The organism is Streptomyces sp. NPDC091972 (assembly GCF_044756385.1).
Classification (GTDB): Bacteria; Actinomycetota; Actinomycetes; order Streptomycetales; family Streptomycetaceae; genus Streptomyces.
Window position 1 is genome coordinate 354,492 of record NZ_JBIVSV010000002.1, and the last position, 17,472, is coordinate 371,963.

General features: G+C 70.0%; 14 protein-coding genes and 2 tRNA genes. 5 read left to right on the plus strand and 11 right to left on the minus strand.

The window, feature by feature from the left end:
- Window positions 1–82 precede the first annotated feature (82 nt).
- Complete coding sequence (locus ACIQJT_RS06875; protein WP_402640514.1) at window positions 83–2,707, minus strand: valine--tRNA ligase; 2,625 nt, start codon at window positions 2,705–2,707, stop codon at window positions 83–85.
- Window positions 2,708–2,843: 136 nt separating this feature from the next.
- On the opposite strand from ACIQJT_RS06875, the gene ACIQJT_RS06880 reads away from it, so the two are divergent.
- On the plus strand, window positions 2,844–3,863 hold the full coding sequence (locus tag ACIQJT_RS06880) for a hypothetical protein (RefSeq protein ID WP_402640517.1): 1,020 nt from the start codon (window positions 2,844–2,846) through the stop codon (window positions 3,861–3,863).
- A gap of 73 nt (window positions 3,864–3,936) precedes the next feature.
- Here ACIQJT_RS06880 and clpX read toward each other — a convergent pair whose 3' ends face one another.
- From clpX to ACIQJT_RS06905, 5 genes are all read right to left on the minus strand, one after another.
- A complete protein-coding gene (gene clpX / locus ACIQJT_RS06885) occupies window positions 3,937–5,223 on the minus strand; it encodes an ATP-dependent Clp protease ATP-binding subunit ClpX (protein WP_053846477.1) in 1,287 nt (428 codons plus the stop codon).
- A gap of 160 nt (window positions 5,224–5,383) precedes the next feature.
- On the minus strand, window positions 5,384–6,064 hold the full coding sequence (locus ACIQJT_RS06890) for an ATP-dependent Clp protease proteolytic subunit (RefSeq protein ID WP_020136160.1): 681 nt from the start codon (window positions 6,062–6,064) through the stop codon (window positions 5,384–5,386).
- A 71-nt stretch (window positions 6,065–6,135) separates the two neighbouring features.
- Window positions 6,136–6,741 (minus strand): ATP-dependent Clp protease proteolytic subunit, encoded by a 606-nt coding sequence (locus ACIQJT_RS06895; protein WP_053846476.1) that lies wholly within the window; start codon window positions 6,739–6,741, stop codon window positions 6,136–6,138.
- A gap of 328 nt (window positions 6,742–7,069) precedes the next feature.
- Window positions 7,070–8,458, minus strand: a complete 1,389-nt coding sequence (gene tig, locus ACIQJT_RS06900) for a trigger factor (protein WP_053846475.1) — start codon at window positions 8,456–8,458, stop codon at window positions 7,070–7,072.
- Window positions 8,459–8,639: 181 nt separating this feature from the next.
- Window positions 8,640–8,716 (minus strand) — tRNA-Pro (locus ACIQJT_RS06905).
- A gap of 529 nt (window positions 8,717–9,245) precedes the next feature.
- Here ACIQJT_RS06905 and ACIQJT_RS06910 point away from each other — a divergent pair.
- Window positions 9,246–9,316, plus strand: a tRNA-Gly gene (locus ACIQJT_RS06910).
- A 79-nt stretch (window positions 9,317–9,395) separates the two neighbouring features.
- On the opposite strand, the gene ACIQJT_RS06915 is transcribed toward ACIQJT_RS06910, so the two are convergent.
- A complete protein-coding gene (locus tag ACIQJT_RS06915) occupies window positions 9,396–9,590 on the minus strand; it encodes a hypothetical protein (RefSeq protein ID WP_007382026.1) in 195 nt (64 codons plus the stop codon).
- Window positions 9,591–9,955: 365 nt separating this feature from the next.
- Between ACIQJT_RS06915 and ACIQJT_RS06920 the strand changes: the two genes are divergently transcribed.
- Window positions 9,956–11,074 carry an acyltransferase family protein gene (locus tag ACIQJT_RS06920; RefSeq protein WP_402640519.1) on the plus strand — a complete coding sequence of 373 codons (1,119 nt, stop codon included), beginning with the start codon at window positions 9,956–9,958 and terminating at the stop codon, window positions 11,072–11,074.
- Here ACIQJT_RS06920 and ACIQJT_RS06925 read toward each other — a convergent pair.
- Both ACIQJT_RS06925 and ACIQJT_RS06930 read right to left on the minus strand, forming a co-directional pair.
- On the minus strand, window positions 11,071–11,529 hold the full coding sequence (locus ACIQJT_RS06925) for an HD domain-containing protein (RefSeq protein WP_402640522.1): 459 nt from the start codon (window positions 11,527–11,529) through the stop codon (window positions 11,071–11,073). The genes ACIQJT_RS06920 and ACIQJT_RS06925 overlap by 4 nt on opposite strands.
- Window positions 11,530–11,783: 254 nt before the next feature.
- Window positions 11,784–12,965, minus strand: coding sequence for a PP2C family protein-serine/threonine phosphatase (locus ACIQJT_RS06930; protein WP_402640524.1), 1,182 nt, complete (start codon window positions 12,963–12,965; stop codon window positions 11,784–11,786).
- A 168-nt stretch (window positions 12,966–13,133) separates the two neighbouring features.
- On the opposite strand from ACIQJT_RS06930, the gene ACIQJT_RS06935 reads away from it, so the two are divergent.
- Window positions 13,134–14,363: a GNAT family N-acetyltransferase gene (locus ACIQJT_RS06935; protein ID WP_402640526.1), complete on the plus strand. Its 1,230-nt coding sequence runs from the start codon at window positions 13,134–13,136 to the stop codon at window positions 14,361–14,363.
- Window positions 14,364–14,373: 10 nt separating this feature from the next.
- Here ACIQJT_RS06935 and ACIQJT_RS06940 read toward each other — a convergent pair whose 3' ends face one another.
- Together ACIQJT_RS06940 and ACIQJT_RS06945 are read right to left on the minus strand one after the other, a co-directional pair.
- Complete coding sequence (locus ACIQJT_RS06940) at window positions 14,374–15,183, minus strand: Fpg/Nei family DNA glycosylase (RefSeq protein WP_402640529.1); 810 nt, start codon at window positions 15,181–15,183, stop codon at window positions 14,374–14,376.
- Between the two features lie 133 nt (window positions 15,184–15,316).
- Window positions 15,317–15,802: a ribose-5-phosphate isomerase gene (locus ACIQJT_RS06945; RefSeq protein WP_365450300.1), complete on the minus strand. Its 486-nt coding sequence runs from the start codon at window positions 15,800–15,802 to the stop codon at window positions 15,317–15,319.
- Between the two features lie 205 nt (window positions 15,803–16,007).
- Between ACIQJT_RS06945 and ACIQJT_RS06950 the strand changes: the two genes are divergently transcribed.
- Entirely contained in the window at window positions 16,008–17,420 is a 1,413-nt protein-coding gene (locus tag ACIQJT_RS06950; protein WP_402640532.1) for an amino acid permease, read from the plus strand.
- Window positions 17,421–17,472 lie beyond the last annotated feature (52 nt).

The window sequence follows — 17,472 nt, forward strand, 5'->3', positions numbered from 1 at the left end:
CCGGGAGGGACGGCTGGTCCCGTTCGGCGGGCGCGGGGAGTCTGTCACTGATCGCGCAGTTCCCCGCGCCCCTTCAGGTGTCCTACTGCTGAGGCAGCCTTTCCAGTTGCTGCTGGATCCTCTCGATGTCCTCTTCCGCCTTGGCCAGGCGGCCGCGGATCTTGTCCACGACGTTGTCCGGGGCCTTCGCGAGGAACGCCTCGTTGCCCAGCTTGGCGTTGGCCTGGGCCTTCTCCTTCTCGGCCGCCGCCAGGTCCTTCGCGAGGCGCTTGCGCTCGGCCGCCACGTCGATCGTGCCGGAGAGGTCGAGCGCGACGGTGGCGCCCGCCACCGGGAGGGTCGCCGTGGCCGCGAAGTCCTCGCCCTCCGGCTGGAGGCGCAGGAGCTGGCGGATGGCGGCCTCGTGGGGGGCGAGGTCGGTGCCGTCCAGGGTCAGCCGGGCCGGAACCCGCTGGCCCGGCTGGAGGCCCTGGTCGGCACGGAAGCGCCGGACCTCCGTGATGACGGACTGGAGAGTCTCGATCTCCCGCTCGGCCGCGCCGTCGCGGAATCCGCTGTCGCCCGGCCACTCGGCGACGACGACCGACTCACCGCCGGTGAGCGTGGTCCACAGGGTGTCCGTGACGAACGGGACGACCGGGTGGAGCAGCTTCAGGGTGACGTCGAGGACCTCGCCGAGGACCCGCTGGGAGACCTTGGCTCCCTCGCCGCCCGCCTGGAAGGTCGTCTTCGACAGCTCGACGTACCAGTCGAAGACCTCGTCCCACGCGAAGTGGAAGAGCGCGTCGGAGAGCTTCGCGAACTGGAAGTCCTCGTAGAACGCGTCCACTTGGGCGACCGTCTTGTTGAGACGGGAGAGAATCCAGCGGTCCGTCGCCGACATCTGCTCGGGGGACGGCAGCGGGCCGTCGACCGTCGCGCCGTTCATCAGGGCGAAGCGGGTCGCGTTCCAGATCTTGTTGGCGAAGTTCCGGGACGCCTGGACCCAGTCCTCGCCGATCGGGACGTCGGTGCCGGGGTTGGCGCCGCGGGCCAGGGTGAAACGGACGGCGTCGGAGCCGTACTTGTCCATCCAGTCCAGCGGATCGACCACGTTGCCGAACGACTTCGACATCTTCTTGCCGCGCTCGTCGCGGACGAGACCGGTCAGCGCGATGGTCTTGAAGGGGACCTCGCCGTCCATGGCGTAGAGGCCGAACATCATCATCCTCGCGACCCAGAAGAAGATGATGTCGTGGCCGGTCAGCAGGACGTCGGTCGGATAGAACTTCCGCAGATCCGCGGTCTGTTCGGGCCAGCCGAGCGTGGAGAAGGGCCACAGGCCGGAGGAGAACCAGGTGTCGAGGACGTCGGTGTCCTGCTTCCAGCCCTCGCCCGTGGGCGGCTGCTCGTCGGGGCCGACGCAGACGACCTCGCCGTCGGGGCCGTACCAGACCGGGATGCGGTGTCCCCACCACAACTGCCGTGAGATGCACCAGTCGTGCATGTTGTCGACCCAGTCGAAGTACCGCTTCGACATGTCCTCGGGGTGGATCCTGACCCGGCCGTCGCGGACCGCGTCACCGGCGGCCTTGGCGAGCGGACCGACCTTGACCCACCACTGCATGGACAGACGGGGCTCGATGGTGGTCGAGCAGCGCGAGCAGTGGCCGACGGAGTGGACGTAGGGCCGCTTCTCGGCGACGATCCGGCCCTGCGAGCGCAGTGCGGCGACGATCGCCGAGCGCGCCTCGAAGCGGTCGAGGCCCTCGAAGGGACCGTGGACCGTGATGACGGCCCGCTCGTCCATGACGGTGATCGACTCCAGGCCGTGGCGCTGGCCGATGGCGAAGTCGTTCGGGTCGTGGGCCGGGGTGACCTTGACGGCACCCGTGCCGAACTCCGGGTCGACGTGGCTGTCCGCGACGACGGGGATGGAGCGGTCGGTCAGCGGCAGCTTGATCCGCTTGCCGACGAGGTGCCGGTAGCGCTCGTCGTCGGGGTGGACGGCGACGGCGGTGTCACCGAGCATCGTCTCCGCGCGGGTGGTGGCGACGACCAGGGTCTCGTCGCCCTCGCCGTACTTGATGGAGACGAGCTCGCCGTCGTCCTCCTGGTACTCGACCTCGATGTCGGAGATCGCCGTCAGGCAGCGCGGACACCAGTTGATGATCCGCTCGGCGCGGTAGATCAGCTCGTCGTCGAAGAGGCGCTTGAAGATGGTCTGGACAGCCTTGGACAGGCCCTCGTCCATGGTGAACCGCTCACGGTCCCAGTCGACGCCGTCACCGAGGCGCCGCATCTGGCCGAGGATCTTGCCGCCGTACTCCTCCTTCCACTGCCAGACCCGCTCGACGAACTCCTCGCGGCCCAGGTCCTGGCGGGACTTGCCCTCCTCGGCGAGCTGCTGCTCGACCTTGTTCTGGGTCGCGATGCCGGCGTGGTCCATGCCGGGCAGCCACAGCGCCTCGTAGCCCTGCATGCGCTTGCGGCGGGTGAGGGCGTCCATGAGCGTGTGCTGGAAGGCGTGGCCCAGGTGGAGCGAGCCGGTGACGTTGGGCGGCGGGATGACGATGGTGTACGGAGGCTTGTCGCTCTTCGCGTCGGCGGCGAAGTAACCGCGCTCCACCCAGCGCTCGTACAGCGCCCCCTCTACCTCGGCCGGCGCGTACTGGGTCGGCAGTTCGGTGCTGGGCGCTGTGGGCTGCTGCTGAGCGTTCTCGGTCACGGGGTCAGTTTAGGGGTGTCCCGGGCGTGTCCCGAAACGCGTTTGTTCTGTAACGGTGGGGGCCCCGATGCGGTGCGCCGCCCGAGCCTGGGCCAGGATGTCGGGAACACATAAGCATCTGGAGGGGAACCCAGAGATGAGTCACAACCAGCCGGGCCCGTACGGGCAGCCCCAGCAGCCCGGGCAGCCGCCGCAGCCCGGGCCGTACGGCCAGCCGGGCCCCTACGGCCAGCCCCCGCAGGCGCCCCAGCCCGGCTACGGCTACCCCCAGCAGCCTCCCCAGCAGCCCGGACAGCAGCCCCCGCAGCCGGGGTACGGCTACCCGCAGGAGGGCGCGCAGCAGCCCCCGCAGCCGGGATACGGCTACCCGCAGCAGGGCGGGGTGCCGCCGCAGGCCCCGCCGCCCTACGGCCAGCCGCAGGCCCCCTACGGCCAGCAGCCGCCGTACGGCCAGGCGCCCTACGGCGTTCCCCAGCCTCCGCCGCCGGGCGGCGGCAACGGCAAGAAGGTCGGCATCGTCATCGGCGCGGTGGCGGTCGTGGCCGCGATCGCGGTCGGCGCGTACCTGGTGATCGCCGGGGACGGATCGGGCGGCGGCGGCTCGGACATCGCGGACGACGGGGCGCACAAGCTGACCGCGCCGGAGACCGTCCTCGACGGGGAGTACAAGAAGGGCTCCGACACCGGGGCCGGGGGGATGACCGACGACGACATCAAGGACGCGGAGTCCTGGGGCGTGGACAACCCCAAGGACGTCAGCGCGAGTTACACCGCGGGCTCGGGCCTGACCTCGAAGAACCTGACGTTCGCCGGTGTGTACGGCAGCATCGACGACCCGGAGAAGGTCATCGACTCGATGTTCGGCCAGATGAAGACGGAGGCGTCCAAGGACTCCAGCGAGGGCGAACTCGTCGGCAGCCCCAAGGCGTTCACGCCCGCCGGTTTCGAGAACGGCGTCCTGAAGTGCCAGGAGGTCAGGACCAGCGAGTCCGGACAGACCGTGACGATGCCGTTCTGTATCTGGGCGGATCACAGCACCGTCACCTATGTGCTGTCGTTCGACATCGCCGGCCTGGCGGAGGGCAAGAGCACGTCCATGGAGGAGGCGGCCGAACTGACCGCGAAGCTCCGCAACGACGTGCGCGTGAAGGCCTGACGGCCTCCGCCGCCCGAGCACGAAGGGGCCCCCGGTCGGTCGACCGGGGGCCCCTTCGATGTGTGCGGTGGGCCTACGCCGTCTTCTGCTCGCCCGAACCCCGGCCGCGGGCGTCCCTCGGGATCAGGGTCGGGTTGACGTTGGAGTGGACGACGTCCGCGGTGATGACGACCCGGGCCACGTCCTTGCGGGACGGGATCTCGTACATGACGCCCTGGAGGACCTCCTCCATGATGGCGCGCAGGCCGCGCGCGCCGGTCTGGCGGAGGATGGCCTGGTCGGCGATGGCCTCCAGCGCCTCGCGCTCGAAGTCCAGCTCCACACCGTCGAGTTCGAACAGGCGCTGGTACTGCTTCACCAGCGCGTTGCGCGGCTCGACCAGGATCTGGAGGAGCGCCTCGCGGTCCAGGTTGTGGACCGAGGTGATGACGGGGAGGCGGCCGATGAACTCGGGGATCATGCCGAACTTGACCAGGTCCTCGGGCATGACGTCCTCGAACTGGTCCTTGGCCTCCAGCTCCCGCTTCGAGCGGATCGTCGCCCCGAAGCCGATGCCCTTGGCGCCCGCCCGGGACTCGATGAGCTTCTCCAGGCCCGCGAAGGCACCGCCCACGATGAACAGGACGTTCGTCGTGTCGATCTGGATGAACTCCTGGTGCGGGTGCTTGCGTCCGCCCTGCGGCGGCACGGAGGCCGTGGTGCCCTCCAGGATCTTCAGCAGGGCCTGCTGCACGCCCTCGCCGCTCACGTCCCGCGTGATCGACGGGTTTTCGCTCTTCCGCGCGACCTTGTCGATCTCGTCGATGTAGATGATCCCGGTCTCGGCCTTCTTGACGTCGTAGTCGGCCGCCTGGATCAGCTTGAGCAGGATGTTCTCGACGTCCTCGCCGACGTAGCCCGCCTCGGTGAGCGCCGTCGCGTCGGCGATGGCGAACGGGACGTTCAGCATGCGGGCGAGGGTCTGGGCGAGGAGCGTCTTGCCGGAGCCCGTGGGGCCCAGCAGGAGGATGTTGGACTTCGCCAACTCGATCGCGTCGTCACGGCCGTTGCCGCCGCCGTTCTCGCCGGCCTGGACGCGCTTGTAGTGGTTGTACACCGCCACGGAGAGGGCCTTCTTGGCCGCCTCCTGGCCCACCACGTAGCCCTCCAGGAACTCGTAGATCTCGCGGGGCTTGGGCAGTTCCTCCCAGCGCACCTCGCTCGTCTCGGCGAGCTCCTCCTCGATGATCTCGTTGCAGAGGTCGATGCACTCGTCGCAGATGTACACACCAGGCCCTGCGATGAGCTTCTTGACCTGCTTCTGGCTCTTGCCGCAGAACGAGCACTTGAGCAGATCGCCGCCGTCACCGATGCGTGCCACGGTGTGCTTCCCCTTCGCCTGGGAGACGCCTAGGTCCAGCGGCTCCTGGTGCTGCCTTATGTCCGACGGTACCTTGCCGGGCCCCCCGTTCGGGCCCCCCTTGGCAGGGTTCACTTTGACGTGCGCTGTACCAAGGGGCGGCATATCCTACGGGTCCGCGTCAGCGGACGGCGGCGTTGTTCATCTTCCGGGTGGAGATGATCTGGTCGATCAGGCCGTACGCCAGGGCGTCGTCGGCCGTGAGGATCTTGTCGCGCTCGATGTCCTCGCGGATCTTCTCGATCGGCGTGGTGGAGTGCTTGGCCAGCAGGTCCTCGAGCTGGGCGCGCATCCGGAGGATCTCGTTGGCGGCGATCTCCAGGTCGGAGACCTGACCGCGACCGGTCTCGCTGTACGGCTGGTGGATCAGCACGCGCGCGTTGGGCAGCGCCATGCGCTTGCCGGGCGTACCGGCGGCCAGCAGGATCGCGGCGGCGGAGGCCGCCTGACCCATGCAGACCGTCTGGATGTCCGGCTTCACGAACTGCATGGTGTCGTAGATCGCGGTGAGCGCCGTGAAGGAGCCGCCGGGGCTGTTGATGTAGACCGAGATGTCCCGGTCGGGGTCCATCGACTCCAGGCACAGCAGCTGCGCCATGACGTCGTTGGCGGAGGCGTCGTCGATCTGCACGCCGAGGAAGATCACGCGCTCCTCGAACAGCTTCGCGTACGGGTCGTACTCGCGGATGCCCTGCGAGGTGCGCTCGACGAAGCGCGGGATCACATAGCGGGACTCGGCGCGCGGGCCGGTGTACTCGGCCTCGGTGCGGGCGTAGAGGCCGCTGCCGGGGAAGTCGTTCACTGTCTGTCTCCTAGGGGCTGTGGCGGTCGGCTGAGGGGCTGTGCGGGGGCGTCGTGGCCCCTGCATGGGGCTCAGGCCCCGGTGCCGCCGCCGCCCGGCATACCGGCGGCCGTGGCGATCACGTCGTCGATGAGGCCGTACTCCTTGGCCTCGAACGCGTCGAACCAGCGGTCGCGGTCCGAGTCGCGGGTGATCTGCTCGATCGTCTGGCCGGTGTGCTGCGAGGTGAGCTCGGCCATGCGCTTCTTGGTGTGCAGCAGCCGCTCGGCGTGGATCTTGATGTCCGAGGCCGAGCCGGCGAGGCCGGCGGAGGGCTGGTGGATCAGGATCTCGGCGTTGGGCAGGGCGAAGCGCTTGCCCGGGGTGCCCGCGCTGAGCAGGAACTGGCCCATGGAGGCCGCGAGGCCCATGGCGATGGTCACCACGTCGTTCTTGATGTACTGCATGGTGTCGTAGATCGCCATGCCGGCGGTGATCGATCCGCCGGGGCTGTTGATGTAGAGGTAGATGTCCTTGTCCGGGTCGGCGGCAAGGAGCAGAAGCTGTGCGGTGATCTTGTTCGCGATGTCGTCGTCGACCGGCTGGCCGAGGAAGATGATCCGCTCGTTGAGCAGCCGGTTGTAGACATGGTCGCCGAGGCCACCGCCGATGGAAGGCTCGCCGGCGGCGGAGGGCATCAGATTCGTCACGTATCCACCTGCTCGTCTTACGACGGCGCCGGGCCGTCTTCACGTGTTCCCGTCCGGGGGCTGGGCAGCTTGCGGGACTTCCCTGCCCTGGTACTCATGGACCCTAACGCGCTGGTCCCCTTGGGGAATCCCGGTAAGGGGGGTGTTCGCCGGGGGCGTAGCGCCGTGGTATCGCCGGGCAGCGGCCGGGCGCGCGCGATCGGTGGCCCGCCGCGCGGCTCACCGCGCTCCCGGCCCGGTCCCGCGGCCGGGTGCCGGAAGGGCCCCGGAGACATGGTCTCCGGGGCCCTTCCTACGACGTGGAGGTGCCGTGGGCTCAGCCCTCGGTCTTCTCCTCGGCCTCGGCCGGGGTCTCCTCGGAGGAGGCCTCGACCGTCTCGGCCGTCTCGTCCTCGTCGTCGTCCAGGTCGACGACCTCGCCGTTGGTGTCCTTGACCGTGGCGGCCTCGACCACGACGGCCAGGGCCTTGCCGCGGGCGACCTCGCCGACGAGGAGCGGAACCTGACCGCCCTCGACGACCGCCTGGGCGAACTGGTCGGGGGACATGCCGGAGGAGGCCGCGCGGCGCATGAGGTGCTCGGTGAGCTCCTCCTGGTTGACGTTCAGCTTCTCGCGCTTGACGAGCTCGTCGAGCACGAACTGCGTCTTGATGCCCTTGACCGCGGCTTCCTTGGTCTCGGCGTCGAACTCCTCCTCGGTCTTGCCCTGGATCTCCAGGTACTTCGCGAGGTCGAGGCCCATCTGACCGAGCTGGTGGTGCTCCAGGTTGTGCTTGCGGGTGTTGATCTCGTCCTCGAGCAGCTTCTCGGGGACGGGCACCTCGACGAGCTCCAGGAGCTTCTCCAGGACGCGCTCCTGGGCCTGGGTGGCCTGGTCGTACTGCTTCATGTTCTCGAGGCGCTTGCGGCTGTCCGCCCGCAGCTCCTCCAGGGTGTCGAACTCGGAGGCGAGCTGCGCGAACTCGTCGTCCAGCTCGGGCAGTTCGCGGGCGGCGACCTGGGTGACCTTTACGGTGACCTCGGCCTCCTTGCCGGCCGCGGAGCCGCCCTTGAGCTCGGAGGTGAAGGTGGCCTCGCCACCGGCCTCCAGGCCCTTCACGGCGTCGTCGATGCCGTCCAGCAGCTCGCCGGAGCCGATGGTGTAGGAGACGCCGCTGGCGACGCCGTCCTCCAGCACCTCGCCGTCGACCTTGGCCTCCAGGTCGATGGTCACGACGTCGCCGTCCTCGGCGGCACGCTCGACCGGGGACGTCGAGGCGAAGCGCTCACGGAGCTGCTCGACCGACTTCTCGATGTCCTCGTCGGTGACCTCGACGGCGTCGACCTCGACCTCGATGCCGGAGTAGTCCGGGATCTCGATGGACGGGCGGACGTCGACCTCCGCGGTGAAGTTCAGCGTCTCGCCGTCCTTCAGCTCGGTGATGTCGACCTCGGGCTGGCCCAGGACGTCGATCTCGGCCTCGTTGACCGCCTCGGTGTAGAACTTCGGAAGCGCGTCGTTGACGGCCTCCTCCAGCACCGCACCGCGGCCGAACCGCTGGTCGATGACGCGGGCCGGGATCTTGCCCTTCCGGAAGCCCTTCACCGTGACCTGCTGGTTGATCTTCTTGTACGCCGCGTCGAGGCTGTCCTTGAGCTCCTCGAAGGGCACCTCGATGCTGAGCCGAACCCGAGTCGGGTTCAGGGTCTCCACGGCGCTCTTCACGGTTCGGTCTCCTTGTGGCTGACTTCTCGGATTCTGCCGGGGCCAGAACGGCTCCGGCGGATAGCCGCCCGGAGGACTTCTAGTAGGAGAGACACACGGGCGTGCAGCTTGCATAGTAACGGCAGCGGCGACACGCCCCAAAGGCGATCACGGACTCGGGCGCGCGTGCTGATCGCGCAGGTGGTCGGGGTGGCGGGATTTGAACCCACGGCCTTCCGCTCCCAAAGCGGACGCGCTACCAAGCTGCGCCACACCCCGTCTGGTGCGACACGTAGGGTACATGCCCCCAGGCTGCGGGGTTGCCGCATTTCACGAGCCCCGGCCCTCAGCGCCCCGGCGTGCGCCGGGGACACCGTCCTTCCGGGCAGCCCCGGGCGCCGGACGGCGAAGCGCGGGCCTGCCGTGCCGTCGGACGGCGAACGCCCGGGCACGATGTCCCGCTCGGTCACCGGGCGCGTCGCGTACGGCCGGCCGCTCGGCCCCCGACGGGAGGGAAGCGGCCCCCTTCGACCCGGCGGGCCGTGCCCGGCCGTGTCGGGGGCCGACGGTCCGGGTGACGCGAGGGCGGGCCGCACCCGAGCCGGACCGGCGGCGGGCGGCCGCAGACACCGGTGGGGCTTCCGGGTGCGCGGAGCGTGCGGGGGCCGGGCGGAGGGCTGCACGCGCCCCGGAGATCCCCCGCGAGCCCTCTCCGAGCGCCGCACGGGCGGAAGGGGTGTGCGACGAGGGGTGACGACCCGGTACGATGCTTGCGTGCCGTCGGTCAGCGGACCGCGGCGCGTGCTGTGCGGGCGTAGCTCAATGGTAGAGCCCTAGTCTTCCAAACTAGCTACGCGGGTTCGATTCCCGTCGCCCGCTCCGAGAAGGCCTCCGGCCCGGTCCCTCAGGGGATCGGGCCGGAGGCCTTTCGGTGTCTGCGCCTGCCCCGCGTCCGGGGCTAGAACTGGATCGAGTTGATGGTCTCCGCTATCGAGTCCAGGAAGCGTTGGATGTCGTCGGCCATGCCGGTCGAGGCGAGGAAGAAGCCGAAGAGCACCGCGACTATGGCGGGGCCGGCCTTGATGGAGCCTCCCCGCATCAACACCACCAGGATGATCCCCAACAGCAGCACCACTGACAGCGAAATGGCCACAACTGATCACACCCTCGGTCGGTCCCGCTCTCCCGGCCCGGGGACGCGACCCCGCGACCCCCGCCAGAACCATCGTGCCACCAACGCGGCCCGCATATGCGGCCGGTGAGCCAACGTTTGGCCATGCCGATACACGCGCGGCACCCCCTGGCCGGTTCCTCTCGGTCCACGGTCACCGCGTCCGCACATCCCGTCCGCAGGGAACGCGAAGCACCGGCACAGGAGTGCGAGGAGCGTGACCGTGTGACTGTTCGGGCGCTTTTATCCGGACAATACCGGTCTGTTGAGGGCGGGTCAGAAGTGAACAAACGGCAACGAGACAGCCAGTTTCACGGAAACACACAGCCGGGACTAGGGTGCCTCAGATGTTTCCAGCCGCCGCCGACGCCGTACCCCGTCCGCGCTCGCCGCAGGACCCGCCGCCCGCCAAGCAGCGTGACGCCTTCTTCGACAACGCCAAGTACCTGGCGATCGTCCTGGTGGCGGTCGCGCACTCCTGGGAGCCGCTCAAGGGCGACAGCCGGATCCTGGAGGGCGTGTACACGGTGGTGTACTCGTTCCACATGCCGGCGTTCATCCTCATCTCCGGGTTCTTCTCGCGCAGTTTCGACATGCGCCCGGACCGGCTGAAGCGGCTCGTCACCGGTGTCGCGGTGCCGTACGTCGTCTTCGAGACGGCGTACTCCCTCTTCAAGCGCTACGCCGACCACGACCCCGGCATGGAGATCAGCCTCCTGGACCCGTGGTTCCTGACCTGGTTCCTGGTGGCGCTGTTCGTCTGGCGGCTGACCACGCCGGTCTGGAACCTGGTGCGGTGGCCGCTGCCGCTCGCGCTCGGCATCGCCATGCTGGCGTCCGTCACCCCGGACATCGGTGACGACCTGGACCTCCAGCGGGTGTTGCAGTTCCTGCCGTACTTCGTGCTGGGCCTGGTCATGAAGCCGGAGCACTTCCGGATGGTGCGCCGGCGCTCGATGCGGATCGCCGCGGTGCCGGTGTTCGCGGCCGCGCTCGCGGTCGGCTGGTGGGCGGTGCCGCGGATGAACACCGAGTGGTTCTACCACCGCAACGCCGTCCAGGAGATGGGCGCGCCCTGGTGGACGGGGCCCGTCATGGTGCTGGCCATGTTCGGCAGTTCGCTGCTGCTGACGGCCTGCTTCTTCGCCTGGGTGCCGGGCCGGCGGACGTGGTTCACCACGCTCGGCGCGGGCACGCTGTACGGCTATCTCCTGCACGGCTTCCTGATCAAGGGGGCCGGTTTCGCGGGCTGGTTCGACCACGCCTGGCTGCACCGCCCGGCCGGTGAGCTCTTCGTGAGCGCTCTGGCCGCGGTGGCCGTCACCCTGCTGTGCGCCGCGCCGGTGCGCCGGGTCTTCCGGTGCGTGATGGAGCCCGACATGGACTGGGCGTTCAAGAGGGACGCTCCCGACGCGGCCCGGGCGCGCGAGCAGCAGGCGGCTCCCCGCGAGAGGGCCGGCGTCTAGACGGACCCGCCGTCCAGACCGAGCAGCGCGCGCATCCCCGCGTACTTCTCGGTCAGTCGTCTCCGGGTCGCCTCGTCGAGGACGGCCAGGCGTGCGGGGTCCGCGTTGTGCGCCAGGTCGGCCTCCTTCACCAGCAGCGCGCCCGGGGTCGCCAGGATGCGCCCGGCGTACGCCTCCGGCGGCTCCCCGGCCCGTTTGGTGACGGCCCGCACGATGTCCTTCGTACGGCTGCTGAGCGCGGCCTCGTCGAGCCACCGCTCGGTGAGGGCGTCGTCCTCGACGGAGTCGTGCAGCCAGGCCGCCGCGATCTGGTCGTCGTCGCCGCCCCGCGCGCGTACGCCCTCCGCGACGGCCCGCAGGTGTTCGGCGTAGGGGCGGCCGGCCTTGTCGGTCTGGCCCTCGTGTGCGGCGCGGGCGAGGGCCTCGACCTCGGCCAGGGTCAACTCGTCGGTCATGGCTCCAGTGTGTCGTGCCGCGGCGCGGCGCGGGCCAGGGTCGCCTGTCCCCCCGGGGCCGTGTCCGTACGTCGCCACGAGGCGCGGCTGTGCCGGCAGTCGGCCCTGCCGCACGTCCAGGACCTGGAGCCGTACGGCCTCCGGGGTGCGGCCCGGCTCCGCGGTGACGCCGGGGGCCTCCGTGCGTTCCGTTCCCCGGCACAGGTCGGTCGGCGGTCGGACCGGGGGTGAATTCCGGCCGCCACGGCGGACGGCTAGTGCGGGACGGCCTGGGCCGTCGGGCCCTCGCGGCAGATCAGCAGCAGCGCCCGGTCGTCGTTGACGTCCTTCGCGACCGCCTCGATCAGGTGCCAGGCGGCGCCGTGGAAACCGCCGGCCACATACCGGTCGGCCTCCCCCGTCAGCCGGTCGATGCCCTCGACTATGTCGCGGTCGGAGGTCTCCACCAGACCGTCGGTGAAGAGCATCAGGACGTCGCCGGGCCGCAGCGAGCCCTTCACGGGGTCGAACTGGGCGCCGTCGTAGACGCCGAGGAGCGGTCCCTCCGCGGCCTTCTCCTCCCAGCGGCCGCTGCCGGAGCTGAGCTGGAGCCCCGGCGGGTGGCCGGCCGAGTAGAGCTCGTAGTCCCCGGAGTCCAGGTCCAGGACCAGGTGGATGGAGGTCGCGAACCCCTCGTCCCAGTCCTGGCGCAGCAGATAGCCGTTCGCGGCGGGCAGGAAGGCGTGCGGGGGCAGCGAACCGAGCAGGCCGCCGAACGCCCCGGACAGCAGCAGGGCGCGTGATCCCGCGTCCATGCCCTTGCCGGAGACGTCCGTGAGGACGACCTCCAGGGTCCGGCCGCCGTTGGTACGGGCCGCGACAACGAAGTCACCGGAGAAGGACTGGCCGCCCGCGGGACGCAGCGCCATCTCCCGGTGCCAGCCGTGCGGCAGGTGCGGCAGCTTGCTCTGGACGCGGATGCGTTCGCGCAGGTCGAACAGCATGGTGCCGCCGCGTCGCCAGGGCACTCCGACCCGGCTGCGGAACTGGGCGATCAGCAGGCCGAAGAACCCGCAGGCGGCCACGACCAGGACCACGCCCGGGGTGACCCGGGACGGTCCCTCGGTGTACGGGCCCAGTTGCACCGACTCCACGATCAGCGCGGTCGCCGCGGCCGCGTACAGGCCGAGCAGGCTCGCCGGGCGCAGCAGCAGACCGCCGGCGACGATGGGGAGGACCAGCGCGGCCGGTGAGCACCACACCGAGTTCATCATGGTCACGGCCGCGATCACCGGGACGGTCAGGAGCAGGCCCGCCAGCGCGACCCAGTCCGAGCCGTCGCCCCGGAAGTAGTCCACGGCGCTTCTGCGCAGGCCGACGCGGACCCGGTGCCACTGCATCCTCAACCGGGCCGTGAACGTCTCGGCTTCCGCGCGCCGCTCTCGTCCTGCTGCCATTAGTTCGGGACCTTATCCGTCGAACCCCCTGCTTGGCACAGGAGGTACGACTTGTCCCCCGTGCGAGGGCCAACTTCACAGCGGTTCAAGGGCCGTGCTCACGCCGGCTCACGACGGGCCGGGCGTAATTCCCTCGCCCGTCCCGCGGTGCCCTGGTAGGCATGGTTCATGGGGACTGACTTGCGGGTGCTTCGGCAGGACGACTGGGACGAGTGGTACGGCAGCCTGATCCGCGCCTTCGGCGGGGTTCCGGAGTCGGCCGAGGAGCGGGAGCTGTGGCGTGAGCTCACCGAGTACGAGCGCTCCATCGGCGTCTGGGACGACGGGCGGTGCGTGGGCACCGCGGGGGCGTTCAGCTTCCGGGTGACCGTGCCGGGCGGGGCCGCCGTGCCCGCGGCCGGCGTCACCATGGTCGGCGTGGCCGGCACGCACCGGCGGCGCGGGCTGCTGACCTCGATGATGCGCCGGCAACTGGACGACGTGCGCTCCTGGGGCGAGCCGCTGGCCGTGCTCACCGCCTCCGAACCGGCGATCTACGGCCGCTTCGGGTACGGCGTCGGCACCTACCACCTCAACGCCGACATCGACACGACCCGGGTGCGGCTGTCCCTGCCGCCCGGTACCGACGACGTACGGCTGCGCTACGCGGCGCCCGCCGACGTGCTCGACGCGTGCGAGGCGGTGTACGCCCGGCTCGTGCCCCTGCGGCCCGGGATGGTCGCCCGGATCCCCGGCTGGGAGCGGCTGGGGCTGCTCGACCCGGAGAGCGACCGGGGCGGTGCCTCTCCGCTGCAGTGCGTGGTCGCCGAGCGGGACGGCGAGGTCGTCGGCTTCGCGCGGTACCGGGTCAAGGCGGACTGGGAGCCGGCCGGGCCCAAGGGCACGGTGGTGCTCTCCGACCTGGAGGCGCTGGATCCGGCCGTCCACGGCGCGCTGTGGCGGTTCCTGTTCGACCTCGACCTCACCTCGCGCATCGACGCCCGGCGGCGGCCGGTCGACGAGGCCTGGCAGTACCTCGTCTCGGACGTACGGCGCTGCTCCCTGCTGGTGCGGGACTCGCTGCACGTACGGCTGGTGGACGTGGGGGCCGCCCTGGAGGCCCGGACCTACCAGACGCAGGTGGACGTGGTGCTGGACGTCGAGGACACCTTCTGCCCCTGGAACAGCGGGCGTTGGCGGCTCAGCGGGGACGCGAAGGGCGCCTCGTGCGAGCGTACGACGGACCCGGCCGATCTCGCCCTGTCCGTAAGGGAGTTGGGCGCGGCCTATCTCGGCGGGGTGAGCCTCGCCGCGCTGGCCGGGGCCGGGCTGGTGCGGGAGGTGCGGCGGGGGGCGCTGGCCGAGGCGGCGGTGGGCTTCGGGTCGGCGGTGGCGCCCTGGCTGCCGCACGGCTTCTAGGGCCCCGGTCTCAACCGCTCTGGCAGGCCGGGCACCAGAACAGGTTGCGGGCGGCGAGATCGGCGGTGCGGATCTCGCCGCCGCAGACGTGGCAGGGCAGGCCGGCCCTGCGGTACACGTAGACCTCGCCGCCGTGGTCGTCTACGCGGGGCGGGCGGCCCATCGCCTCCGGGGTGTGCTCCGGGCGGACGGTGTCGATGCGGTTGTTGCGCACGCCCTCGCGCATGAGGCCGACGAGGTCGCCCCAGATCGCGTCCCACTCGGCGGGGGTGATGTCCCGGCCCGCGCGGTACGGGTCGACGCGGTGCCGGAAGAGGACCTCCGCCCGGTAGACGTTGCCCACCCCGGCGATGACCTTCTGGTCCATCAGCAGGGCGGCGATCGTCGTACGGCTGCGGGAGATCCGCCGGTACGCGGCGTGCGGGTCGGCGTCCTCGCGGAGGGGGTCCGGGCCGAGGCGGTCGTGTATCGACTGCTTCTCGGTGGGGGTGATCAGGGCGCAGGTCGTCGGGCCGCGCAGGTCGACGTAGGCCGTGGTGTTCGCGAGACGCAGGCGGACCGTGTCGGTGGGCGGGGGTGCGGGGGCCGCGCCGAAGGTGACCTTGCCGAAGAGGCCGAGGTGGATGTGGACCCAGTCGGTGTCGCGGAAGCCGAGGAAGAGGTGCTTGCCGTGGGCCTCGGTGCGGGTGAGTTCGGAGCCGGTGAGAAGGGCGGCGGCGTCGGAGAACTTGCCCTGGGGGCTGGTGACACGGGGGGTGGTACCGGAGAAGCGGTCCGCGTAGTCCAGTGCCAGTCGGTGGATCGTGTGCCCCTCAGGCACGGTGGTTCCTTCCGTGTACATCGGTGGGGCGGGCCATGGGTATTTCGCCCCCGCCGCCCCTGCCCGTCCCGTCCTCCGGGGGCTCCGCCCCCGGACCCCCGCTCCTCAAACGCCGGAGGGGCTGGATTGCGTGCTACTGCTGGGGGTGGTGCGCCGGGATCTCCGGCAGGTCGCCCGTGGTCTCGTAGGCGGACAGCATGTCGATGCGGCGCTGGTGGCGCTCGTCGCCGGAGAACGGGGTGGCGAGGAAGGTCTCGACGAACTTCGTCGCCTCCTCGGTGGAGTGCATGCGGGCGCCCACCGCGACGACGTTGGCGTTGTTGTGCTGGCGGCCCAGCGCCGCGGTCTCCTCGCTCCAGGCGAGAGCCGCCCGGACGCCCTTGACCTTGTTCGCCGCGATCTGCTCGCCGTTGCCGGAGCCGCCGATCACGATGCCGAGGGAGTCGGCGTCGGCGGCGGTGCGCTCGGCGGCGCGGAGGCAGAACGGCGGGTAGTCGTCCTGGGCGTCGTAGATGTGGGGGCCGCAGTCGACCGGCTCGTGGCCGGCCGCCCTGAGCCAGTCGACGAGGTGGTTCTTGAGTTCGAAGCCCGCATGGTCGGAGCCGAGATACACGCGCATGGGACGAGTGTGACACGGCTGTTTCAGGGCAGCAGCCCCGGGTGTCAGACAGGGAAACCGTCAGTACGGCATTGGAACCTCAAGGAAACCTCAAGTAACGATCTGGATTCAAAGGTTCACGAATTCCTTTGCCTCCGTTTCACTGGACCGACCCGTACACCGCTCGTACGGAAATCCCCACACCAGGCACGAAGGAATTCCCCGTATGACTGGTCTCCAGGCCGGACTCAAGAACCGTCACCTCTCGATGATCGCCATCGGCGGTGTCATCGGAGCGGGCCTCTTCGTGGGCTCCAGCTCCGGTATCGCCACCGCCGGACCCGGCATCCTGCTGTCGTACGCCCTCGTCGGCACGCTGGTCGTCCTCGTGATGCGGATGCTCGGTGAGATGTCCGCCGCGAATCCGAACTCCGGTTCCTTCTCGGCGCACGCCGACCGCGCGCTCGGGCGCTGGGCCGGTTTCTCCATCGGCTGGCTGTACTGGTTCTTCTGGGTCGTCGTCCTCGCCGTCGAGGCGACCGCCGGCGCCAAGATCCTCGAAGGGTGGATACCCGCCGTACCGCAGTGGGGGTGGGCGCTGATCGTGATGGTGGTGCTGACCGCCACCAACCTGGTCTCGGTCGGCTCCTACGGCGAGTTCGAGTTCTGGTTCGCCGGGATCAAGGTCGTGGCCATCGGCGCGTTCATCGTCATCGGCCTGCTCGCGGTGTTCGGCGTCCTGCCGGGCGTCGACGCCGACCAGGCCGGCCTGTCCAACCTGACCGACCACGGCGGTTTCCTGCCCAACGGGCCCGGCGCCATCCTCACCGGTGTGCTGCTCGTCGTCTTCTCCTTCATGGGCAGCGAGATCGCCACGCTCGCGGCCGGTGAGTCGGAGGACCCGCAGCGGGCCGTGACCAAGTCGACCAACAGCATCATCTGGCGTATCGCGGTCTTCTACCTCGGCTCGATCTTCGTCGTGGTCACCCTGCTGCCCTGGGACGCCAAGTCCATCCAGGACGACGGCTCCTACGTCGCCGCGCTCGACTCCCTCGGGATCGCGCACGCCGGTCAGATCATGAACTTCATCGTGCTGACGTCGGTGCTGTCCTGCCTGAACTCCGGCCTCTACACGGCCTCCCGGATGGCGTTCTCGCTCGGCGAGCGGGGAGACGCGCCGAAGGCGTTCGCCCGGGTCAACAGCCGGGGTGTGCCGATGGCCGCGATCCTCGCGTCGGTGGTGTTCGGCTTCGTCGCCGTGTTCTTCAACTACCTCTCCCCCGACAAGATCTTCCTCTTCCTCGTCAACTCCTCCGGTGCGGTGGCCCTGTTCGTGTGGCTGGTCATCTGCTTCTCGCAGTTGCGGATGCGGAAGATCATCCAGGCCGAGGCGCCGGAGAAGCTGGTCGTGCGGATGTGGCTGTACCCGTATCTGACCTGGGCGACGGCCGCGTTGATCGTGTTCGTCCTCGGGTACATGCTGACCGACACGGAGCACGACGGGCGCGAGACCGTGCTGCTGTCGCTGCTCGTCGCCGCGGTGGTGCTGGTCATCGCCGTGGTGAAGGAGAAGGCCGGACGCGGTCGGGCGGGTGCCGCCCCCGCGGGCGAGACGACGGACAAGGTCTCCGTCGGCTGAACAGACGTGTGAGCTGGGCCCCGTGGCGTGTGCCGCGGGGCCCTTCCCGTGT

Bases quoted from the DNA above. Each gene is read 5' to 3' on its own strand.
- ACIQJT_RS06920 (WP_402640519.1), top strand. From the start codon at position 9,956: ATGTTTCCAGCCGCCGCCGACGCCGTACCCCGTCCGCGCTCGCCGCAG.
- ACIQJT_RS06935 (WP_402640526.1), top strand. From the start codon at position 13,134: ATGGGGACTGACTTGCGGGTGCTTCGGCAGGACGACTGGGACGAGTGG.
- ACIQJT_RS06950 (WP_402640532.1), top strand. From the start codon at position 16,008: ATGACTGGTCTCCAGGCCGGACTCAAGAACCGTCACCTCTCGATGATC.
- ACIQJT_RS06895 (WP_053846476.1), bottom strand. From the start codon at position 6,741: ATGCCCTCCGCCGCCGGCGAGCCTTCCATCGGCGGTGGCCTCGGCGAC.
- ACIQJT_RS06880 (WP_402640517.1), top strand. From the start codon at position 2,844: ATGAGTCACAACCAGCCGGGCCCGTACGGGCAGCCCCAGCAGCCCGGG.
- ACIQJT_RS06945 (WP_365450300.1), bottom strand. From the start codon at position 15,802: ATGCGCGTGTATCTCGGCTCCGACCATGCGGGCTTCGAACTCAAGAAC.
- ACIQJT_RS06925 (WP_402640522.1), bottom strand. From the start codon at position 11,529: ATGACCGACGAGTTGACCCTGGCCGAGGTCGAGGCCCTCGCCCGCGCC.
- ACIQJT_RS06930 (WP_402640524.1), bottom strand. From the start codon at position 12,965: ATGGCAGCAGGACGAGAGCGGCGCGCGGAAGCCGAGACGTTCACGGCC.